Annotated in this window: 17 protein-coding genes and 1 riboswitch; of the genes, 10 read left to right on the top strand and 7 right to left on the bottom strand. The window is 66.8% G+C overall.

What is annotated here, in order from left to right; translation table 11 throughout:
- Nucleotides 1–11: 11 nt before the first annotated feature.
- The 6 genes from lgt to BLW48_RS14910 all read left to right on the top strand — a co-directional run bounded on the left by lgt (nucleotide 12) and on the right by BLW48_RS14910 (nucleotide 6,534).
- Nucleotides 12–842, top strand: a complete 831-nt coding sequence (gene lgt, locus BLW48_RS14935) for a prolipoprotein diacylglyceryl transferase (protein WP_093175825.1) — start codon at nucleotides 12–14, stop codon at nucleotides 840–842.
- Between the two features lie 112 nt (nucleotides 843–954).
- Entirely contained in the window at nucleotides 955–1,623 is a 669-nt protein-coding gene (locus BLW48_RS14930) for a GntR family transcriptional regulator (RefSeq protein ID WP_093056480.1), read from the top strand.
- Between the two features lie 28 nt (nucleotides 1,624–1,651).
- Nucleotides 1,652–3,118: a malonyl-CoA decarboxylase gene (locus BLW48_RS14925; RefSeq protein ID WP_093175822.1), complete on the top strand. Its 1,467-nt coding sequence runs from the start codon at nucleotides 1,652–1,654 to the stop codon at nucleotides 3,116–3,118.
- 97 nt (nucleotides 3,119–3,215) lie between these two features.
- Complete coding sequence (locus tag BLW48_RS14920) at nucleotides 3,216–4,202, top strand: Bug family tripartite tricarboxylate transporter substrate binding protein (protein ID WP_093056482.1); 987 nt, start codon at nucleotides 3,216–3,218, stop codon at nucleotides 4,200–4,202.
- Nucleotides 4,199–4,978, top strand: coding sequence for an enoyl-CoA hydratase/isomerase family protein (locus BLW48_RS14915; RefSeq protein WP_093175819.1), 780 nt, complete (start codon nucleotides 4,199–4,201; stop codon nucleotides 4,976–4,978). Before BLW48_RS14920 ends, BLW48_RS14915 begins: the two co-directional genes overlap by 4 nt.
- Before the next feature lie 17 nt (nucleotides 4,979–4,995).
- Nucleotides 4,996–6,534 carry a malonate--CoA ligase gene (locus tag BLW48_RS14910; RefSeq protein ID WP_093175816.1) on the top strand — a complete coding sequence of 513 codons (1,539 nt, stop codon included), beginning with the start codon at nucleotides 4,996–4,998 and terminating at the stop codon, nucleotides 6,532–6,534.
- Between the two features lie 10 nt (nucleotides 6,535–6,544).
- Here BLW48_RS14910 and BLW48_RS14905 read toward each other — a convergent pair whose 3' ends face one another.
- Both BLW48_RS14905 and BLW48_RS14900 read right to left on the bottom strand, forming a co-directional pair.
- Complete coding sequence (locus BLW48_RS14905; RefSeq protein ID WP_093175814.1) at nucleotides 6,545–7,609, bottom strand: phenylacetaldoxime dehydratase family protein; 1,065 nt, start codon at nucleotides 7,607–7,609, stop codon at nucleotides 6,545–6,547.
- A gap of 17 nt (nucleotides 7,610–7,626) precedes the next feature.
- Nucleotides 7,627–8,631: a carbon-nitrogen hydrolase family protein gene (locus tag BLW48_RS14900; RefSeq protein WP_093175811.1), complete on the bottom strand. Its 1,005-nt coding sequence runs from the start codon at nucleotides 8,629–8,631 to the stop codon at nucleotides 7,627–7,629.
- Nucleotides 8,632–8,819: 188 nt separating this feature from the next.
- Here BLW48_RS14900 and BLW48_RS14895 point away from each other — a divergent pair, with 188 nt between their 5' ends.
- Complete coding sequence (locus BLW48_RS14895; protein WP_093056487.1) at nucleotides 8,820–9,782, top strand: AraC-like ligand-binding domain-containing protein; 963 nt, start codon at nucleotides 8,820–8,822, stop codon at nucleotides 9,780–9,782.
- Between the two features lie 6 nt (nucleotides 9,783–9,788).
- Here BLW48_RS14895 and BLW48_RS14890 read toward each other — a convergent pair whose 3' ends face one another.
- The 4 genes from BLW48_RS14890 to BLW48_RS14875 form a co-directional block, all read right to left on the bottom strand.
- Nucleotides 9,789–10,214: a universal stress protein gene (locus BLW48_RS14890; protein WP_093056488.1), complete on the bottom strand. Its 426-nt coding sequence runs from the start codon at nucleotides 10,212–10,214 to the stop codon at nucleotides 9,789–9,791.
- 75 nt (nucleotides 10,215–10,289) lie between these two features.
- On the bottom strand, nucleotides 10,290–11,111 hold the full coding sequence (locus BLW48_RS14885; protein WP_093056586.1) for a sulfite exporter TauE/SafE family protein: 822 nt from the start codon (nucleotides 11,109–11,111) through the stop codon (nucleotides 10,290–10,292).
- A 305-nt stretch (nucleotides 11,112–11,416) separates the two neighbouring features.
- Nucleotides 11,417–11,749 carry a cell division protein ZapA gene (locus BLW48_RS14880; RefSeq protein WP_093073796.1) on the bottom strand — a complete coding sequence of 111 codons (333 nt, stop codon included), beginning with the start codon at nucleotides 11,747–11,749 and terminating at the stop codon, nucleotides 11,417–11,419.
- Nucleotides 11,746–11,970 (bottom strand): hypothetical protein, encoded by a 225-nt coding sequence (locus BLW48_RS14875; protein ID WP_019652365.1) that lies wholly within the window; start codon nucleotides 11,968–11,970, stop codon nucleotides 11,746–11,748. The genes BLW48_RS14880 and BLW48_RS14875 overlap by 4 nt, the downstream gene beginning before the upstream one ends.
- 105 nt (nucleotides 11,971–12,075) lie before the next feature.
- Here BLW48_RS14875 and BLW48_RS14870 point away from each other — a divergent pair, with 105 nt between their 5' ends.
- The 3 genes from BLW48_RS14870 (at nucleotide 12,076) to BLW48_RS14860 (ending at nucleotide 14,707) form a co-directional block, all read left to right on the top strand.
- The gene (locus BLW48_RS14870) at nucleotides 12,076–13,671 is read left to right on the top strand and encodes a flavin monoamine oxidase family protein (protein ID WP_218137506.1); all 1,596 of its coding nucleotides are present in this window, start codon (nucleotides 12,076–12,078) and stop codon (nucleotides 13,669–13,671) included.
- Between the two features lie 25 nt (nucleotides 13,672–13,696).
- On the top strand, nucleotides 13,697–14,119 hold the full coding sequence (locus BLW48_RS14865; protein ID WP_256216624.1) for a c-type cytochrome: 423 nt from the start codon (nucleotides 13,697–13,699) through the stop codon (nucleotides 14,117–14,119).
- Between the two features lie 66 nt (nucleotides 14,120–14,185).
- A complete protein-coding gene (locus BLW48_RS14860) occupies nucleotides 14,186–14,707 on the top strand; it encodes a RidA family protein (RefSeq protein ID WP_177142339.1) in 522 nt (173 codons plus the stop codon).
- Between the two features lie 15 nt (nucleotides 14,708–14,722).
- On the opposite strand, the gene BLW48_RS14855 is transcribed toward BLW48_RS14860, so the two are convergent.
- Nucleotides 14,723–16,441 (bottom strand): ClcB-like voltage-gated chloride channel protein, encoded by a 1,719-nt coding sequence (locus BLW48_RS14855; RefSeq protein WP_093175808.1) that lies wholly within the window; start codon nucleotides 16,439–16,441, stop codon nucleotides 14,723–14,725.
- Between the two features lie 141 nt (nucleotides 16,442–16,582).
- Nucleotides 16,583–16,844: riboswitch (cobalamin riboswitch) on the top strand.
- Nucleotides 16,845–16,908 lie beyond the last annotated feature (64 nt).

Below are 16,908 nucleotides of genomic sequence, written 5' to 3'. Positions count from 1 at the left end.
ACAATCCGCGGATGCTCATGTATCCGCAGATCAACCCCATCGCCCTGCAACTCGGGCCGGTGGCCATTCACTGGTACGGCCTGACCTACCTGGCCGCGTTTGCGCTCTTCTATTTTCTCGGCACGCGCCGGCTGCGGCATGAGCCGTACCGCTCGCTGGTGGGCGCAGGCGCATGGCAGCGCAGGGACATCGAGGACATTCTTTTCCTCGGCGTGATGGGCGTCATCGTCGGCGGGCGGCTGGGTTATTGCCTGTTCTACAAGCCCGAGTTCTATCTCACGCATCCGCTCGAAATCCTCTACGTGTGGCAGGGCGGCATGAGCTTCCACGGCGGGCTGCTCGGCGTGATTGGCGCAATGGTCTGGTTCTCGCGTTCGCGCGCACGGCCGTTCTGGCAGGTGATGGATTTCGTTGCGCCCTGCGTGCCGACAGGTCTGGCTGCCGGTCGCGTGGGCAACTTCATCAACGGCGAGCTGTGGGGCCGCTTCAGCAGCCCCGATCTGCCTTGGGGCATGGTGTTTCCGCAGAGCGGATCGATGCTGCCGCGCCATCCCTCGCAGGTCTACCAGTTCCTGCTCGAAGGGCTGCTGCTCTTCGTGGTGATGTGGCTCTATGCGCGCAAGGAACGCAAGCAGGGGCAGGTGGCCGCGGTGTTCCTGATCGGCTACGGCGTGCTGCGCTTCGTGGCCGAGTACTTCCGCGAGCCTGACGATTTCCTCGGCCTGCGTGCACTCAACTTGAGCCAAGGGCAGTGGCTCAGCGTGCCGATGGTGATTGCCGGTATCGCGCTGTGGTTCTGGTTCGGTCGCTCGGGCAGCAAGGCCGCCGCCGCGCGCGCTTGAGCCTCTTGAATCGGAAGTTCGCAGGGTAAGTACCAGCCGTGCCGGATCGGGTGCAGGCTCAGAATTACGCGTAATTACAGGAAATTACGTCGCACTTGCTGCCCCGATCCGTATGCGCCTGGTCCCCAACTCCCTGCACGATGAAGTCGCCGCCACGCTGCGCGAGCAGATCTTCGACGGCACGCTGACTCCCGGCAGCTTCCTGGACGAGGCAGCCCTGTGCGAGCGGCTCTCCATCTCGCGCACGCCGCTGCGCGAGGCGCTCAAGGTGCTTACCGCCGAAGGCCTGCTGCGGCACGAGCCGCGGCGCGGCTGCTTCGTCAACGAGGTGACCGAGCGTGACCTCGACGAGATCTTTCCCGTCATCGCGCTGCTCGAAGGCCGCTGCGCCTACGAGGCCGCCCGCAACGCCAGCGACGCCGAGCTGCACGAACTCGACGCGCTGCACGAGCGGCTGGTGCGCCACGCCAAGGCGCGCCGCATCAACGACTACTACGCCACCAATCACATCATTCACGAGGCGATCATCAAGCTCGCTGACAACAAGTGGCTGGCGCAGGTGATCGGCGACCTGCGCAAGATCCTCAAGCTTGCGCGGCTGCAGCAGCTGCATGCGCCGGGTCGGCTCGACCAGAGCCTGTCGGAGCATCTGGCCGTGTTCGCCGCGCTCAAGGCGCGCGACAGCGAAGGCGCCGACGCCGCCATGCGCACGCACATGACGCGCCAGCGCGAGGCGCTGCGCGAAGTCATGCGCAATCAGAAATCCAGGGTGATGCCGTGACCATCCCCTCAAAAAATGGAGTGCCCCGATGAGTGCGACCGAATGGTTCCAGGCGCGGCTGCGTTCTGGCGAAAAGTCCAAGGTGCCCGTGGCGCCCGAAGCCGCTGCCAAGAGCGCGCCGAAGAACGCGCCCAAGCCCAGCGCACGCTCGACCGCCGAGCGCCTGCAGGTCACTCTGCGCAAGGCTGACGAAGCCCTGTCGCCGCGCGCGCTGCGCCGCGTGCTGGCCGACTTGCAGGCCGTGATCGACCCGCGCGTGAGCGAGGTCGAGGGTGGCCGCCGCGCCCACGCCATCGCGGACGCCTACCGCGCCGCCACGGCCGAGGAGCGCCGCGACTACTGGGCGCTGATGAGCGAGCATTTCGCCGCCGATGCGCAAAAGCTCAAGACTGCCCGCGACCAGCACCAGGCGGCGGTCGGCACGCCCGACGAAGGCCAGGCCGAGCTGCGCCTGCGCCGCGCACTGGTGTCGCCGCGCATGCGCCTGCTGCAGCGCTTTGCGGTCGAGCCTGAAGGCATGCGCTTCCTGGTCGACCTGCGCGCCGACCTGCTTCCGTGCCTGAAGGCCGACAAGCGCCTGCTCGCGCTCGACGCCGAGCTGGAGCAACTCTTCTCCACCTGGTTCGACGTGGCCTTCCTCGAACTGCGCCGCATCGACTGGGATTCGCCCGCCTCGCTGATCGAAAAGCTCATTCGCTACGAAGCGGTGCACGACATCAAGAGCTGGTCTGACGTGAAGAACCGGCTCGACGACAGCGACCGCCGCTGCTACGGCTTCTTCCATCCGCGCCTGCCCAACGAGCCGCTGATCTTTGTCGAAGTGGCGCTGGTCGATCGCATCAGCGACGGCATCACGCCGCTGCTCGACGAAGCCGCCGTGCCCGTGCTGCCGGCAAGGGCCACCACCGCGATCTTCTATTCGATCAGCAACACTCAGAACGGCCTGCGCGGCGTGAGCTTCGGCGATTCGCTCATCAAGCGCGTGGTCGAGACCCTGCAGGACGAGCTGCCGCGCCTGAAGACCTTCGCCACGCTCTCGCCGATTCCGGGCTTTCGCACCTGGCTCGCGAAGAACGCCGCCGACCTGCTGCCGCGCCTCGACGAGAAGCGCGAAGCCGAGCTCGGCCGCCTCGTCGGCTCATTGCCGCCGACCGCCGAGCGCTTGCTCGCCGCGGTCGACGCGGCCGCCACTTTCGATGCGAAGTCGCCGCTGCGCCAATGGCTGATGCAGGCCGCCGCCGAGTACCTCGGCCGCGCGCTGGTCGACGGCACGCCGGCCGACCCGGTCGCTCGCTTCCACCTGGGCAACGGCGCCCGCGTGGAGCGCCTGAACTGGGCCGGCGATCCGTCGCCCAAGGGGCACAGGCAGTCTTACGGGCTCATGGTCAACTACCTCTACGACCTCAAGCGCCTGGACAAGCATCGCACCTGGCTGGCGGACGGCAAGGTGGCAGTATCGGGAGACGTCGAAAGCCTGTACTTCAAAAAAGGCTGAAGTCCTTATCGGAAAGTCCCAAGCGCCGGCGCCACAAGCGCCTGCAACTGCCGCATGGTGCGGCAAGATCCACAACGACAGACAGGAGAAGAGACATATGAACCCAAGCTTTCAACGCCGCGACGTCCTGCGCGTGGCTGCCGCCGGTGCGGCCGTTCTCTGCGGCGCAGCGCGGGCCCAGCAGGGCTGGCCGACGAAGCCCGTGACGATGATCGTGCCGTTTCCGGCCGGCGGCGGGACCGACGCGTTCGCGCGGCCGCTGTCGGGGCAGTTCTCGAGGCTGACGAACCAGTCGCTCATCATCGACAACCGCGGCGGCGCTGGCGGCACGCTGGGTGCGAGCGTGGCCTCGAAGGCTTCGGCCGACGGCTACTCGCTGTTCATGGGCGCGGTGCACCATGCCATTGCGCCGTCCGTCTATCCCAGGCTCGACTACGACATCGAGAAAGACTTCGTGCCGCTGATGCTGCTGGCCAACGTGCCGCAGGTGGTGGTGGTCAATCCGCGCCGCGTGGCGGCCAACAACATCAAGGAATTCATCGCGCTTGCCAAGGCCAACCCCGGCAAGCTGAACTACGGCTCGGCCGGCGCCGGCACCTCGCACCACCTGGCCGGCGAGTTGTTCAAGATCCAGACCGGCACCTTCATCACGCACATTCCTTACCGTGGTGCCGGGCCGGCACTGGCGGACCTGATCGCCGGCAATGTCGACCTGATGTTCGATGGCCTCGGCTCCTCGGCCCAGTACATCAAGAGTGGCCGCATCAAGGCACTGATGGTGGCCGGCACCAAGCGCAACCCCGCGTTCCCCGATGTGCCGTGCGCCGCGGAGGTGGGCTTGCCCGACTACACCGTGACCACCTGGTACGGACTGTGGGCACCACGGCGCACGCCCGCCGACGTGCAGCCCCAGATCGTCGCCGAGATGCAGAAGGTGCTGGCGGCTGACGACATCAAGAACATCTGGGCCCAGAACGGCTCGGAAATCCCGACCCTCACGGGCCCTGCCTACGGCAGCTTCGTGAGTTCCGAGATCAAGCGCTGGGCCACGGTGGTGAAGGCCTCGGGCGCAAAGATCGAATGACAGGCGGCAGCGGCATCTCGTTGCGCCAGGAAGGCGCCATCGCGTTCGTTACGTTGTCGAACGCGGGGCGCCTCAATGCCATGACGCGCGCCATGTGGCGCGAGCTGCGCGCCGTGTTCGACGGCCTGCGCAACGACGATGGCGGCCTGCGCTGCGTCGTCGTGCGCGGCGAGGGCGGGGCCTTCTGCGCGGGCGGCGACATCTCCGAGTACCCGTCGTTCCGCTTCGAAGAGCCCAGCCTGCGCGAATTTCACGAGAACGAAGTGTGGGCCGCGCTGCAGGCCATGCTCGACTGCCCGCTGCCACTCGTCGCGCAGATCGAGGGCGCCTGCATGGGCGCGGGCATCGAGATCGCGAGCTGCTGCGACATCCGCCTGGCCGGCGCGTCCGCGAAGTTCGGCGCGCCCATCGCAAAGCTCGGTTTTCCGATGGCGCCGCGCGAAGCCGCGCTGGTGCATGGCGCCATTGGCGACGTGCTCGCGCGCGACATGCTGCTCGCCGCCGGCGTGCACGGTGCGCAGCGCCTGTACGACGCGGGCTTCCTGCTGCAGGTGCCGCCCGACAACGAAGTGGCTGCCGCCGTGCAGTCACACGCCACGCGCATCGCCGCGCTCGCGCCGCAGGCCGCGCGCCTGCACAAGCAGACCTTTGCAGCACTGCGGGCCGGAGCCCCATCGGCCCACGACCTGCTGGCCACCGCCTACGACTACGCCGACTCCGCCGAACATCGCGAGGGCATCGCCGCCTTTCTCGCCAAGCGCACCCCGAATTTCTGAAGATAAGAAACCGTCAGATGAAGAAGACCGCCAACGCCAACCTGTTCGCCGCCCTGCGCGCGGCTTTCCCCGCCGACCTCGACAGCATCGCCGTCGAAACCGACAACGGCCTGTTCTATTCCTGGCGCGACATCGAGCGCGCCAGCGCCATGATCGCCAACCTGCTCGATGCGCTGAAGCTGGAGAAGGGCGCGCGCATCGCGGTGCAGGTCGAGAAATCTGTCGAGGCCATGCTGCTGTACCTCGCCACGCTGCGCGCGGGCTATGTGTTCCTGCCGCTCAACACCGCCTACCAGAGCGCCGAGATCGAATACTTCATCGGCAACGCCGAGCCGGCCGTGGTGGTGTGCACCAGCCGCAATGCGCCGTGGGTCGGGCCGATCGCCAACGCGGCGGGCACGCAGCACGTCTTCACGCTGGACGACGACCGCACCGGCACGCTGCTCGAAATTGCCGCGCAATGCAGCGACAAGCACACCGTAGCCCAGCGCAAGGCCGACGACATGGCCGCGATCCTCTACACCAGCGGCACCACCGGCCGCAGCAAGGGCGCGATGCTCACGCACGGCAACCTGCTGTCGAACGCCCAGGTGCTGAAGGACTACTGGGGCTGGACCGAAGGCGACGTGCTGATCCACGCGCTGCCCATCTTTCACGTACACGGCCTGTTCGTCGCGCTGCACGGCGCGCTGCTCAACGGCAGCAAGATGCTGTGGTTCTCGAAGTTCGACCCGAAGCGCGTCGTGCAGAAGCTGTCCGAAGCCACGGTGTTCATGGGCGTGCCCACCCTGTATGTGCGGCTGCTGGCTGAGCCGGGTCTCACGCGCGAGGCGGTGCGAAACATGCGCCTGTTCGTCGCGGGCTCGGCGCCGCTCTTGATCGAAACCTTCGACGAGTGGCGCGAGCGTACCGGCCACACCATTCTCGAACGCTACGGCATGAGCGAGACGGTCATGCTCACGTCGAACCCCTACACCGCCGCACAGGGCGAACGCCGCGGCGGCACTGTCGGCTTTGCGCTGCCGGGCGTGCAACTGCGCGTGCGCGACGACAGCGGCCGCGACTGCACCACCGACGAGATCGGCAACATCGAGGTCAGCGGCCCCAACGTGTTCGCGGGCTACTGGCGAATGCCCGAGAAGACGAAGGAAGAGTTCACCTCCGACGGCTTCTTCAAGACGGGTGATGTGGGCAAGATCGACGGCCTGGGCTACATCGTCATCGTCGGGCGCAGCAAGGACCTGATCATCAGCGGCGGCTACAACGTGTACCCGGCCGAGATCGAGGGCTACATCAACGAGATGGCCGGCGTGGCCGAGAGCGCGGTGGTCGGCGTGCCGCACCCCGACTTCGGCGAGGTGGGCGTGGCCATCGTCATCGCGAAGGCAGGTGCTTCGCTGGATGCCGAGGCCATCGTGGCCGACCTGAAGGCCAAGCTCGCGAACTTCAAGATTCCGAAGCGCTGCTTCGTCGTGCCGGAACTGCCGCGCAACGCGATGGGCAAGGTGCAGAAGGCGCTGCTGCGCGCGGAGCACAAGGCGCTGTTCGCGGCCTGATCGAATCGGCTCATGCAACGGGCGCCAGCCCGTTCATCAGCCCGCTGCGCGCGTGGCAGTTGATGTACTCGTAGCTCTGCTCGTCGGCCTTGAGCACCGACACCTCGTGGTACACGCGCAGCTGCAGCTGGAAGTTCAGCGCCTGCACATAGCGCATGAAGCTGCCGAAGATCGCGACGTGCGTGGGGTGCGATTCGGCCCAGCGCTCCATGTCGGCCAGCGAACGCCAGTAGCTCAGGCCGAAGGACTTCTGCAGCGGTGTGCCTTTCGCGTCGAGGTGGTGCATGTAGCGGTTGCTGTAGCAGCCGATGCCCAAGCCTTGGTCGCGCAGGAAGTCCATGCCCTCGCGCAGCACCGGCTCCATGTCTTCCAGGTAGAGCGTGCGCTCCTGCCCGGTGGTGTCGGTCCATTCCTGGCCGGAGCGGATCATCGCGATGTTCTCGTGGCCCGCGATGCGCACGCGCTGGCCCGGAGCCGGCGTGCCGGCAATCACTGCACGCGTGCCCGAAGGCGCCATCGCATCGGTCTGCGAGAGCGGGATGCGGTCGCGCATCGAACCCCAGTAGCCGTGCTCCTGCAGTTCGCCGCTGACCTCGCCCATGACCGCGCCGACGCCCTCGAAGCGGTCGGGTGTGTTGAACATGGTTTCGAAGTGCTCGACGCGCGGCGACGCGATCTCGCGGAAGTAGCCGAGGCCTTCGTTGAGCCGATCGTCGGAGCGCCACCATGCATCGATTGCGGGCGTGGCGCACCAGCGTGCGTAGGCCGCGGCGTCGCTCCAGTAGGCGATGGCGACCATGTTGTCGAAGCCGTCGGCATCGACGTAGTGCGTCAGGTCATGGTGGCCCGGGCCGTCGGGCAGGGCGAAGTCGCGGGCGATCTTCATCAGCGCGGCGCAGGCGCGGCCCTGCATTTCGGGGCCGCGCGACTGCACGCCGAAGTAGCCCATCACGACCTGCTTCACCGATGTTGGCGCACGGGCCGACCACACGGGGTAGGGCGGCGTGTAGTCGTCTTCCACGCGGCGGTGCCGCGTGCGAGGGCACTTCAGATGCTCGGCAATGGCGGATTCCATGGCGTGCCTCCTTGGGTTCAGGCCGCGACCGGCTCGGGCACGCTGCTTTCAGGCTCGGGCGTGTGCTGCACCACCACGGGTTCGCGGCGCGTCTTGTTGAGCAGCAGCTGGGTGACGTCAGGCCGCGAGTAGTGGCCGCTGGGATCGGCCGCCGCCTTGGCGAGCGAGATCATGCCGAGGTCGATGTCGGCGATGACCAGGCCCTCTTCGTCTTCCGCCAGCGGCGTGCCCAGGGGTGAACCGTCGGGCGCGTAGATGCGCGCAAAGCCGCCGCCAGTGCGCAGCATCTGCTGCTTGCCCGCGTCGGTGCACATCAGCTCGCTCATGGCCTTCGACACGGTGGCGCAGGGCGCGACCACGAAGCACTGGCCCTCGGCCGCATACACCTGGCTCGCGGCGTTGTTGACCTCGGGGCCCAGCGCGTAGGCCGCGCCGCGGTACAGCGAAAAGCTCGGCCATGCGCCGCAATGGATCTGCTCGTTCTGCGAATACATTGCGTACTTGCTCAGCGGCTGCAGGTGCTCCCAGCACGAGAGCGAGCCGATGTTGCCCAGCGCCGTCTCGACCACGGCGAGGTCTGAGCCGTCGCCTTCGCCGAACACCGTGCGCTCCACATGCGTGGGCTTGAGCTTGCGCCGCGTCTGCACTGTGTTGCCCTGGTCGTCGATGAGCGCCTGCGCAATGTAGAGGCTGCCCGCCGCCTTCTCGCTGTAGCCGAGCGACACCCAGATCTTGAGCTTGCGCGCTGCCTCCCCGATGCGGTCGAACTCGGCCGAGCCTACGACCAGCGAGTTGTCGTGATAGCGCTGCACGAACTGCATGCCCCAGGCCGGCGAATCGAGCCAGATCCACCACGGATAGCCGGGCACCCAGGTTTCGGGAAAGGCGACGAGCTGCACGCCCTGTTTCGCGGCCTGCGCCATCAGGTCGATGGTCTTGTCGATGGTGCCGTCGAGGTCGAGGAACACGGGGGCGGCCTGTACGGCGGCAACGCGCAGCTTGGGGTGGACGGTGGTCGGCATGGTGGTTCTCCAGATGCAATGAAAGTAACGAGGCGTCTTCCGCACCTACGGCGCACCGGGTTTGCGCTGTGGCATGCGGGTTGCTTGAAGCGTAAATTCGCGCCGCCGGAACGCCTTGACCCGGATTGGCGGCGTTCTTGTTCCAGCGTTGCATGCCCTTGTTGCCAAGGCTTTCCGAGGACCCCCCGATGACCCAGTTGCTCAGCACCGACGCCGTCCCGCGGGACCAGCGGCTTGCCTACTGGACCGACATGATTTGCAACGTCTACGTGCAACTGGGCTGCGATCCGGTGCGCGAAGGCGATACCTGCGATTTCGAAGGCAGCATCCGCCAGCACGCGCTGCCCGGGCTCGACGTGTCGGTCGTCACCTCGGGCCCGCAGAAGGTGATGCGCACGCCGGGGCACATCTCGCACTCCAGCGACGACTACTTTCTCGTGAGCATCCAGGCGCGCGGCCGTGGCGTGGTGCGGCAGGACGGCCGCGACGCCGTGCTCGCGGCCGGCGACTTCGCGCTGTACGACAGCACGCGGCCTTATCAGCTGCTGTTCGACGAGTCCTTCGAGCAGATCGTGCTCAAGCTGCCCGGCGAACGTCTGCGCAGCGAGCTGCGCGACACCGAGGCGCTGACGGCTACTACGGTGTCAGGCCGTGCGGGCGCGGGGCACCTGCTGCTGGGCATGATCCACACGCTGCGCGAAGACATCGATACGCTGCAGCCCGCGTCGGCGCTTGCGGTGGCCAACGGCGTTCAGAACATCCTGGTGGCGGGGCTGCAGACGCTGCCCGCGGCGAGTGCGCCGTCGCTCAGCAATCTCACGGCGTATCACCTGGCGCGCGTGAAGCGGCTCATCGACGAGCAGCTGGCCGATCCCTCGCTGTCGGTGGGCACGCTGGCGGCAGGGCTGGGCGTGTCGGTGAGCCACATCCACCGCGTGTTCAGGAGCGAGCCGCTGACGCCGTCGCAGTACATCTGGGAGCGAAGGCTGGAGGCGTGCAGCCGCGACCTGCTGGAGCCGCGCCTCGCGGGCCGGCCGGTGGCCGAGATTGCCTATGGCCGCGGCTTCAACGACGCGGCGCATTTCAGCCGCGCGTTCCGCGAGCGCTTCGGCTGCTCGCCGCGCGAATGGCGGCAGCAGCGCATACAGTAAGAAGGGCTACTGGACCAGCATCACCGTCGTGTTGGTTTCGGCGACCACCTTGGTGGCAACCGAGCCCATCAGCGCGCGGCCGAAGATGCCGTGGCCATGGGTGCCGAGCACGATCAGCCCGGCTTGTGCCGCCGCGGCCGACTTGAGGATTTCCTCGGCCACATGGCCGTGGCGCGAGTCGATCGTGTAGTTGCTCACGCCGCTCTCGGCGAACAGCGCCTTCACCGGGTCGAGCACCTTGGCGTTTTCCTCGGCGTAGTAGTCCGTCACCAATTCTTTGCTCAGGTGGCGCGCGACATGGCCCGAGATGCCGGTGCACACGTGCACCACCACCAGTTGGTGCCCGTCCACGAACATTGCGCGATTGGCAAGCAGGTAGTCGAGCGCCTTGCGGGTGTAGGCGCTGCCATCGACGGCGATGAGGATTTTCATGAAACCCTTATACGGCGCGGCTTCGCGCACCGCAACGGGGCGTACCTCAGGCCCGAAGGGCTTTGTCCGGCCAGATCAGCCGTGCAGGCCCTTCCAGAGCATGTAGGCCGCGAGCAGGTACAGGATGCTCGCGAACACGCGCTTGAGCTTCTTCACCGGCAGGCTGTGCGCCGCCTTCGCGCCCAGCGGTGCGGTGAACACGCTGCACAGCGCGATCACGGCCAGCGCGGGCAGCCAGATGTAGCCGAAGGAGCCGGCCGGCAGGCCTTGCACCGACTGGCCGCTGACCGCATAGCCGAGCACGTTCGCCACCGCAATCGGAAAGCCCAGCGCCGCGCTGGTGGCCACCGCGTTGTGGATGGACACGTTGCACCACGTCATGAACGGCACGCTGATGAAGCCACCGCCCGCGCCCACGAGGCCCGAGATGAAGCCGATCGCGCCGCCTGCCGCGAGCTGGCCGCCCGTGCCCGGCATCTGCCGTGTGGGCGCGGGCTTCTTGTCGAGGAACATCTGCGTGGCCGAGAAGCCCACGAACAGCGCGAAGAAGATGGCCAGCGCCGTGCCCTTGAGCAGCGAGAACACGCCCAGGCTGCCAGCAAGGCTGCCGATGACGATGCCGGGTGCGAGCCGCCGCACGATGTCCCAGCGCACAGCGCCGCGCCGGTGGTGCGCGCGCACGCTGGACACCGAGGTGAAGATGATCGTCGCCATCGAGGTGGCGATTGCCATCTTCACCGCGAGGTCGGCCGGCACGCCGCGATGGCCCATGATGATCGTGATGAACGGCACCATCAGCATGCCGCCGCCGATGCCCAGCAGGCCCGCGAGAAAACCGGTGCCGAGGCCGAGAGCGGCGAGTTCGGCGATCAGGAGGGGGTCGAGCAGGGCAGCGATATTCACGGGAAAGTCACGCAAGAGAAGTGAGGGGTTGGAAAAAGCAACGGCCCCGAGCAGTGGATGCAGGGGGCCGTGGCAGGAAAAGGTGTCTGCAGGTGATGTGCCGGACCCGCATCCTGAACCAGGGTTCAGGTGGGCGAGGGCAGCAGGACTTCGGGTTCATCTGACGCGAGATGATCACGCCCGTCGAGCGATGTACCAAGCCCGGCTCCGGAGAGCATTGGAACAAGGAAATATTAAGCCCGACACAGTCTGCAGACGGACTGGATTTTACGCCTCGTCCGTCTTCGTGCCAGCCTTATTCAGAGTAAATGTCCATCGCCAGCCAGGGCCTGATCGAGTTTCTGGATGAGCTGCGTGGCCTTCGCGTCGGTTTCGACGCTGTCTGCAGCCGAAGTGGCAACTGGTGCCGCGGGCGCTGCGACAACGGCGGCCTGCTGCGCGGCGAGGTCGAACGCCAGGTTCAGCGAAGCCAGCACCGCGATGCGGTCACGGGCCTTGACTTTTCCGGCATCGCGGATCTTGCACATGGCTGCGTCCACGCGTTCGACGGCTTCGCGCAGTTGCGCCTCGCCACCATCGGGACAGCCGAGCAGATAGCTCTGGCCCATGATCTGTACTTCAATCTGCTTCATGCGGGGGAATCTTCGGAGGGTGGTTCAGCCGGCAACCGTTCGAGCAGGGCATCGAGGCGCGTGCGTGCCGCAACGAGCCGCGACTTCAGGGCGTCGCGTTCGCGCGTGAGCGCATCGACCTGCTCCTGCAGCAGCGCATTGGTGCGTTGCACCTCTTCGTGACGCACAAGCAGTCGTTCAACACGCTCGGCGATCTGATCGATAGGGCTGGAGGCGGGCATGGTTGGCGATTGTAGTTTCCCAAGGAAGCGGCCCCCAGGCGGTGCCTGGGCGTGGCATGGATTCTGCTGCCTTCCAGTTGCCTTTCAAACTCCAATAGCCAGTCAATGACCACGAAGAACAACACTTTATTCAGTCGGCGCGACCTGCTTACGCTCATCGGCAAGACCGCAGGGGGCGGCGCGATGTACCAGGCGATGACCTCGCTGGGCTTTGCCGCCGAATCCAACTACAGCGGACCACCGAAGCTCGATGGCGCAAAGAAGGGTGCGTCGGTGCTGGTTCTTGGCGCAGGCCTGGCCGGCATGGCCGCCGCGCTCGAACTGCGCAACGCAGGCTACTCGGTCAAGGTCCTCGAGTTCAGCAATCGCGCGGGCGGCCGGTGCTGGACGCTGCGCGGCGGCGACACCTTCACCGAGCTGGGTGGCGCCGTGCAGCAATGCGGCTTCGCCAAGGGCGAGTACTTCAATCCGGGGCCGTGGCGCATTCCCTATCACCACCATGCAGTGCTGGGCTACTGCAAGCGGCTGGGCGTGGCGCTGGAGCCCTTCGTCCAGGTCAACTACAACGCGCTGGTGCATTCGAGCAAGGCCTACGGCGGCAAGCCGCAGCGCTACCGCCATGTGCAGGCCGACTACCAGGGCTACGTCGCCGAGCTGCTCGGCAAGGCCACGACGCAGGGCAACCTCGACGCGGCGCTGACGAAGGAAGACAAGGAGAAACTGCTCGAAGGCCTGCGCCGCTGGGGTGCGCTCGACACGCAGTTCCGCTATCTCGAAGGCACCGTCAGCAGCGACCGCCGCGGCTATGACGTCGATGCGGGCGGCGGCCTCATGCCGTTGGCCAAACCGTCGAAGCCGCTCGACATGAGCGAGCTGCTGCAATCGAATCTTTGGCGTTACATCGCCAGCGGGCAAGACTACGAATTCCAGAGCGCGATCTTCCAGCCCGTGGGCGGCATGGACATGATCGCCAAGGCCTTCCAGAAAGAAGTGGGCAGTCTGATCCGCTACGGCGCCAAGGTCACGAAGATCGAGCAGAACGACCGCGGCGTAACGGTCACCTACACCGATGCATCAAAGGGCGGCGCGGTCACGCAGGCCAAGGCCGACTGGTGCCTGTGCACCATTCCGCTGTCGGTGCTCAGCCAGATCGACATCCAGGTGGGCTCGGCAATGCAGGAGGCCATCAACGCCGTGCCTTATGGCGCATCAGTAAAGGTGGGCCTGCAGTTCAAGCGCCGCTTCTGGGAAGAAGACGAGCACATCTACGGCGGCATCAGCTACACAGACCTGCCGATCTCGCGCATTTCGTATCCCTCGACGCGCTATGGCGCCAAGGGCAAGTCGGTGGTGCTGGGCGCCTACGTGTTCGACGGCCCGAACTCCTACGAATTCACCGCCATGGCGCCCGAGGAGCGCGTGCGCCGCGCGGTCGAGTTCGGCACGCAGCTGCATCCGCAGTACGCGAGCGAATTCGACAACGGCATCTCCGTGGGCTGGCACCGCGTGCCCGGCACGCACGGCTGCTACGGCATGTGGACCGACGAGACGCGCCAGAAGCACTACAAGAACCTGTGCCAGGTCGACGGCCGCATCGCGCTGGCTGGCGAGCACGCTTCCTACATTCCTGCCTGGCAGGAGGGCGCACTGCTCTCGTCGCTCGACGCCATCCAGCGGCTGCATGCCCGCGCCGTTGCGTGAAAGCCGAGTGAAGGACACACCCACCATGAACAACAACATCACGACCTTCAAGCGCGCGTTGCTCGGCCTTTCGCTGGGCGCGCTGGCCTCGGTGGCCGGCCAGGCTGCTTTCGCGCAGTCGCCGGAGCCCGTCTTTTCCGTCGGCCCCCGATTCCAGGAGAGCTCGGGCGAGGCGATCTACCGCGCGACCTGCCAGGGCTGCCACATGGCGCAGGGGCAAGGGGCGAAGGGCGCAGGCGCCTATCCGGCGCTCGCCTCGAACCCGCGGCTCGCAAGCGCGGAGTACCCGCTCTACGTGGTGATCAATGGGCAGAAAGGCATGCCCGCCTTTGGCAAGATGCTGAGCGACGAGCAGATCGCTTCCGTGGTCGGCTACGCGCGTACCCATTTCGGCAACCAGTATCCTGACGCCATTGCGGCGGAGAGCGTCAAGAAGCTGCGGCCTTGATCGGCCTTCTTCTTTCGATACCTGGCAGATCCTTTCTTCATCCAACCCTGCAGAGAGACAACACGCATGACCATGACCTCCATCACGAAGAAGCTGGCGCTCGCCGCCGCACTGCTCGCAGCCGGCACCGGCGCCGCCCATGCGGCCGATGAAATCATTCGCCACCGCATTCCGAACTCCACCTTCCCGATCTCGGCAGCGGTGGAGGTGCCGTCTTCGTTCACCAACGTCTACCTCTCGGGCCAGGTGCCGCCGCTGCAGGACGCGACCGCGCCCAAGAACAGCGCGGCGGCCTATGGCGGCGACACCAAGGGCCAGACCGTCGGCGTGCTCAAGGCCATCGAGAAGAGCCTCACAGGCCTGGGCCTGACGATGGGCGACGTGGTGAAGATGCAGGTGTTTCTCGTCGGCGATCCGGCCAAGGACAACAAGATGGATTTCGCCGGCTTCATGGAGGGCTACACCCAGTTCTTCGGCACCACCGCCCAGCCCCGGCTGCCGGTGCGCTCGGCGATGCAGGTAGCGGCGCTCGCCAACCCGGCCTACCTGGTCGAGATCGAGGTGATGGCGGTGCGTCCCGCCAAGTGAAAAAGCAGTGCTGCGCTACTCGCTCAGCCGCACGTAGGTGGCGAGCAGCGCGCTCTTGGCGGCCACGCCCAGCAGCACCGGGTTGCCGGTGCTTTCGATCACCGGCAGTCGCTCGCCCAGGTGATCGAGAAAGCGCTGCAGCGCCTCGCCCAGCCCGGTGTCGGCGGTGAGCGGCTGGATGGCCTGCGAGAGCAGGGCGCCCGCGGTCGTTTCCGCTGGCGCCGTGCCGAGCGACGAAAGCGGCACCACGCCGAGGTAGTGGTTGCCTGCATCCACCACGTACAGGTACTTCACCGGGTGCTGCAGGAAGAGCTTGCTCATGGCCTCGCGGTCCGCCTCCGGGCCCACCACCGTTTCGGCCGGCTGCACCAGGTCGCGCATGTGCAGCCCGCGCAGGCGCATCTGCGTGTCGCGCTGCTCGTTGCGGTGCAGGGTGATCTCGTACATCGAGCCGGCATTGGCCGAGCGCGCGACGAAATACGCGATGACGCTCGCCGCCATCAGCGGCAGCATGACCTGGTAGCTGAGCGTCATCTCGAAGATCATCAGGATGGCCATCAGCGGCGCCTGCGTGGCGCCCGCCAGGAATGCGCCCATGCCGACGATGGCATAGGCGAACGGCGCCGAGGTGGCCGCTGGCCACAGCGCCTGCGCGCCAAGGCCGAACAGCGCACCGACCATGCAGCCGAAGAACAGCGCCGGCGTGAACACACCGCCCACCGCGCCCGAGCCGGCCGTGGCCATCGTGGCGGCCGCCTTGGCGACCAGCACCATCGCGATCAGCGTCCACGGCCAGGGCGTGTGCAGCACCGAATTGACCACGCTGTAGCCGTTGCCCCAGACCTCGGGCATGGGCACCGACACCGCACCCATCACCAGCCCGCCCAACGCCAGCCGCCACGGCAACGCAACCGGCAAGCGCGAGAACAGCGCACGGCTGCCCTGCAGCGCGCGCAGGAAGCCGACCGCCGCAAAGCCCAGCAGCACGCCGAGCACGCAGAACAGCACGGCCTCGGTGCCGTGGATTTCCGGGAACGCCGGCATCTTGTAAGGAGGCTGGTAGCCGGGCAGGGCACGCATCGCGACGTTGGCGACCACCGAGGCAATGATGATCGGCCCCACGCTTTCCATCGCGATAGAGCCCAGCACGATCTCGGCGACGAAGAAGGCGCCGGCAATGGGTGCGTTGTAGGCGGCGGTCAGGCCGGCCGCCGCGCCGCAGGCCACCAGCAACCGCAGCCGCTCGACCGGAAAGCGGAACACCCGCCCCAGCAGAGACGACGCCAGCGCCGCCAGCTGCACCATCGAGCCCTCGCGCCCGATGGAACCACCGGTGCCGATGCTCACCAGCGACGAGGCGCTGCGCACCAGCGTCTGCGCCACCGGAATGCGCCCATTGCCGAGCACGATGGCTTCCATGTAGTCGGAGGCAGCGCTGCGCAAGGCGACGCGTTTCGCCAGCACCAGCAGGCTGCCGGCCACCAGTCCACCCAGCGTGGGGCAGGCGATGCGCGCCCACCAGGGCAGGTGCTTCGCCATTGCCACCAGCCCTTCGCCCGGACCGAGCACCAGGTGCTCGAAGTGATAGAGCGCCGCGCGAAAAAGTTCGGTCGCCAGCGTGCCGAGCAAACCGGCCACGATGGCCCACAGCAGCATCGACTGCCAGCCCGAGACACCGAAGACACGCTGCAGCGCCGAACGAAGATTGAGAACTACCGAGGCGGGCCGCATCATGGGCTGGGATGTTAGCTGCGAGCGCCGCCCAGGCGGGAACACCGAGGAACCGGCTTTGCCGGGCCTCAGGTGTTGCCCCCGGTAGGGGGAAGGAGAAGCGACACGAAGTGCGCGCAGCCTGGGGGCGAGCCAAGTCACTGGCATAAAATCCCGCCCGTTGGTGCTCGCGGCGTGGTTCGCACGGCGCAGTTCAACGGGAAGCAGGAGTGGAAGCCCCCGACCTCATCAGGACGGAACAAGGCCGAAGCCGCCTGCGCTGCCCCCGCAACGGTCAAGCAGACGGCGCCGCAAGGCGCCAACCCCTTTCCATCGAAGCCACTGGGTGCCCTGAAACAGGCGCCTGGGAAGGCGGTGAGGGGCCGTTCTGCCAGCCCGGATACCGGCCAACAAGGCGGCTGCCGCATGCGTGATCTGTGCATGTGGCGGCCATGGCGCCCAGGCGCCGGCGGGGAGGCCGGCGAGGGGTA

This window comes from Variovorax sp. YR266 (assembly GCF_900107295.1).
Lineage (GTDB): Bacteria > Pseudomonadota > Gammaproteobacteria > Burkholderiales > Burkholderiaceae_C > Variovorax.
The sequence above is the reverse complement of the archived record's forward strand: the minus strand, read 5'-3'. Positions and strand labels throughout refer to the sequence as shown.

Bases quoted from the DNA above. Each gene is read 5' to 3' on its own strand.
- lgt (WP_093175825.1), top strand. From the start codon at position 12: ATGCTCATGTATCCGCAGATCAACCCCATCGCCCTGCAACTCGGGCCG.
- BLW48_RS14930 (WP_093056480.1), top strand. From the start codon at position 955: ATGCGCCTGGTCCCCAACTCCCTGCACGATGAAGTCGCCGCCACGCTG.
- BLW48_RS14925 (WP_093175822.1), top strand. From the start codon at position 1,652: ATGAGTGCGACCGAATGGTTCCAGGCGCGGCTGCGTTCTGGCGAAAAG.
- BLW48_RS14920 (WP_093056482.1), top strand. From the start codon at position 3,216: ATGAACCCAAGCTTTCAACGCCGCGACGTCCTGCGCGTGGCTGCCGCC.
- BLW48_RS14915 (WP_093175819.1), top strand. From the start codon at position 4,199: ATGACAGGCGGCAGCGGCATCTCGTTGCGCCAGGAAGGCGCCATCGCG.
- BLW48_RS14910 (WP_093175816.1), top strand. From the start codon at position 4,996: ATGAAGAAGACCGCCAACGCCAACCTGTTCGCCGCCCTGCGCGCGGCT.
- BLW48_RS14905 (WP_093175814.1), bottom strand. From the start codon at position 7,609: ATGGAATCCGCCATTGCCGAGCATCTGAAGTGCCCTCGCACGCGGCAC.
- BLW48_RS14900 (WP_093175811.1), bottom strand. From the start codon at position 8,631: ATGCCGACCACCGTCCACCCCAAGCTGCGCGTTGCCGCCGTACAGGCC.
- BLW48_RS14895 (WP_093056487.1), top strand. From the start codon at position 8,820: ATGACCCAGTTGCTCAGCACCGACGCCGTCCCGCGGGACCAGCGGCTT.
- BLW48_RS14890 (WP_093056488.1), bottom strand. From the start codon at position 10,214: ATGAAAATCCTCATCGCCGTCGATGGCAGCGCCTACACCCGCAAGGCG.
- BLW48_RS14880 (WP_093073796.1), bottom strand. From the start codon at position 11,749: ATGAAGCAGATTGAAGTACAGATCATGGGCCAGAGCTATCTGCTCGGC.
- BLW48_RS14875 (WP_019652365.1), bottom strand. From the start codon at position 11,970: ATGCCCGCCTCCAGCCCTATCGATCAGATCGCCGAGCGTGTTGAACGA.
- BLW48_RS14870 (WP_218137506.1), top strand. From the start codon at position 12,076: ATGACCACGAAGAACAACACTTTATTCAGTCGGCGCGACCTGCTTACG.
- BLW48_RS14865 (WP_256216624.1), top strand. From the start codon at position 13,697: ATGAACAACAACATCACGACCTTCAAGCGCGCGTTGCTCGGCCTTTCG.
- BLW48_RS14860 (WP_177142339.1), top strand. From the start codon at position 14,186: ATGACCATGACCTCCATCACGAAGAAGCTGGCGCTCGCCGCCGCACTG.
- BLW48_RS14855 (WP_093175808.1), bottom strand. From the start codon at position 16,441: ATGATGCGGCCCGCCTCGGTAGTTCTCAATCTTCGTTCGGCGCTGCAG.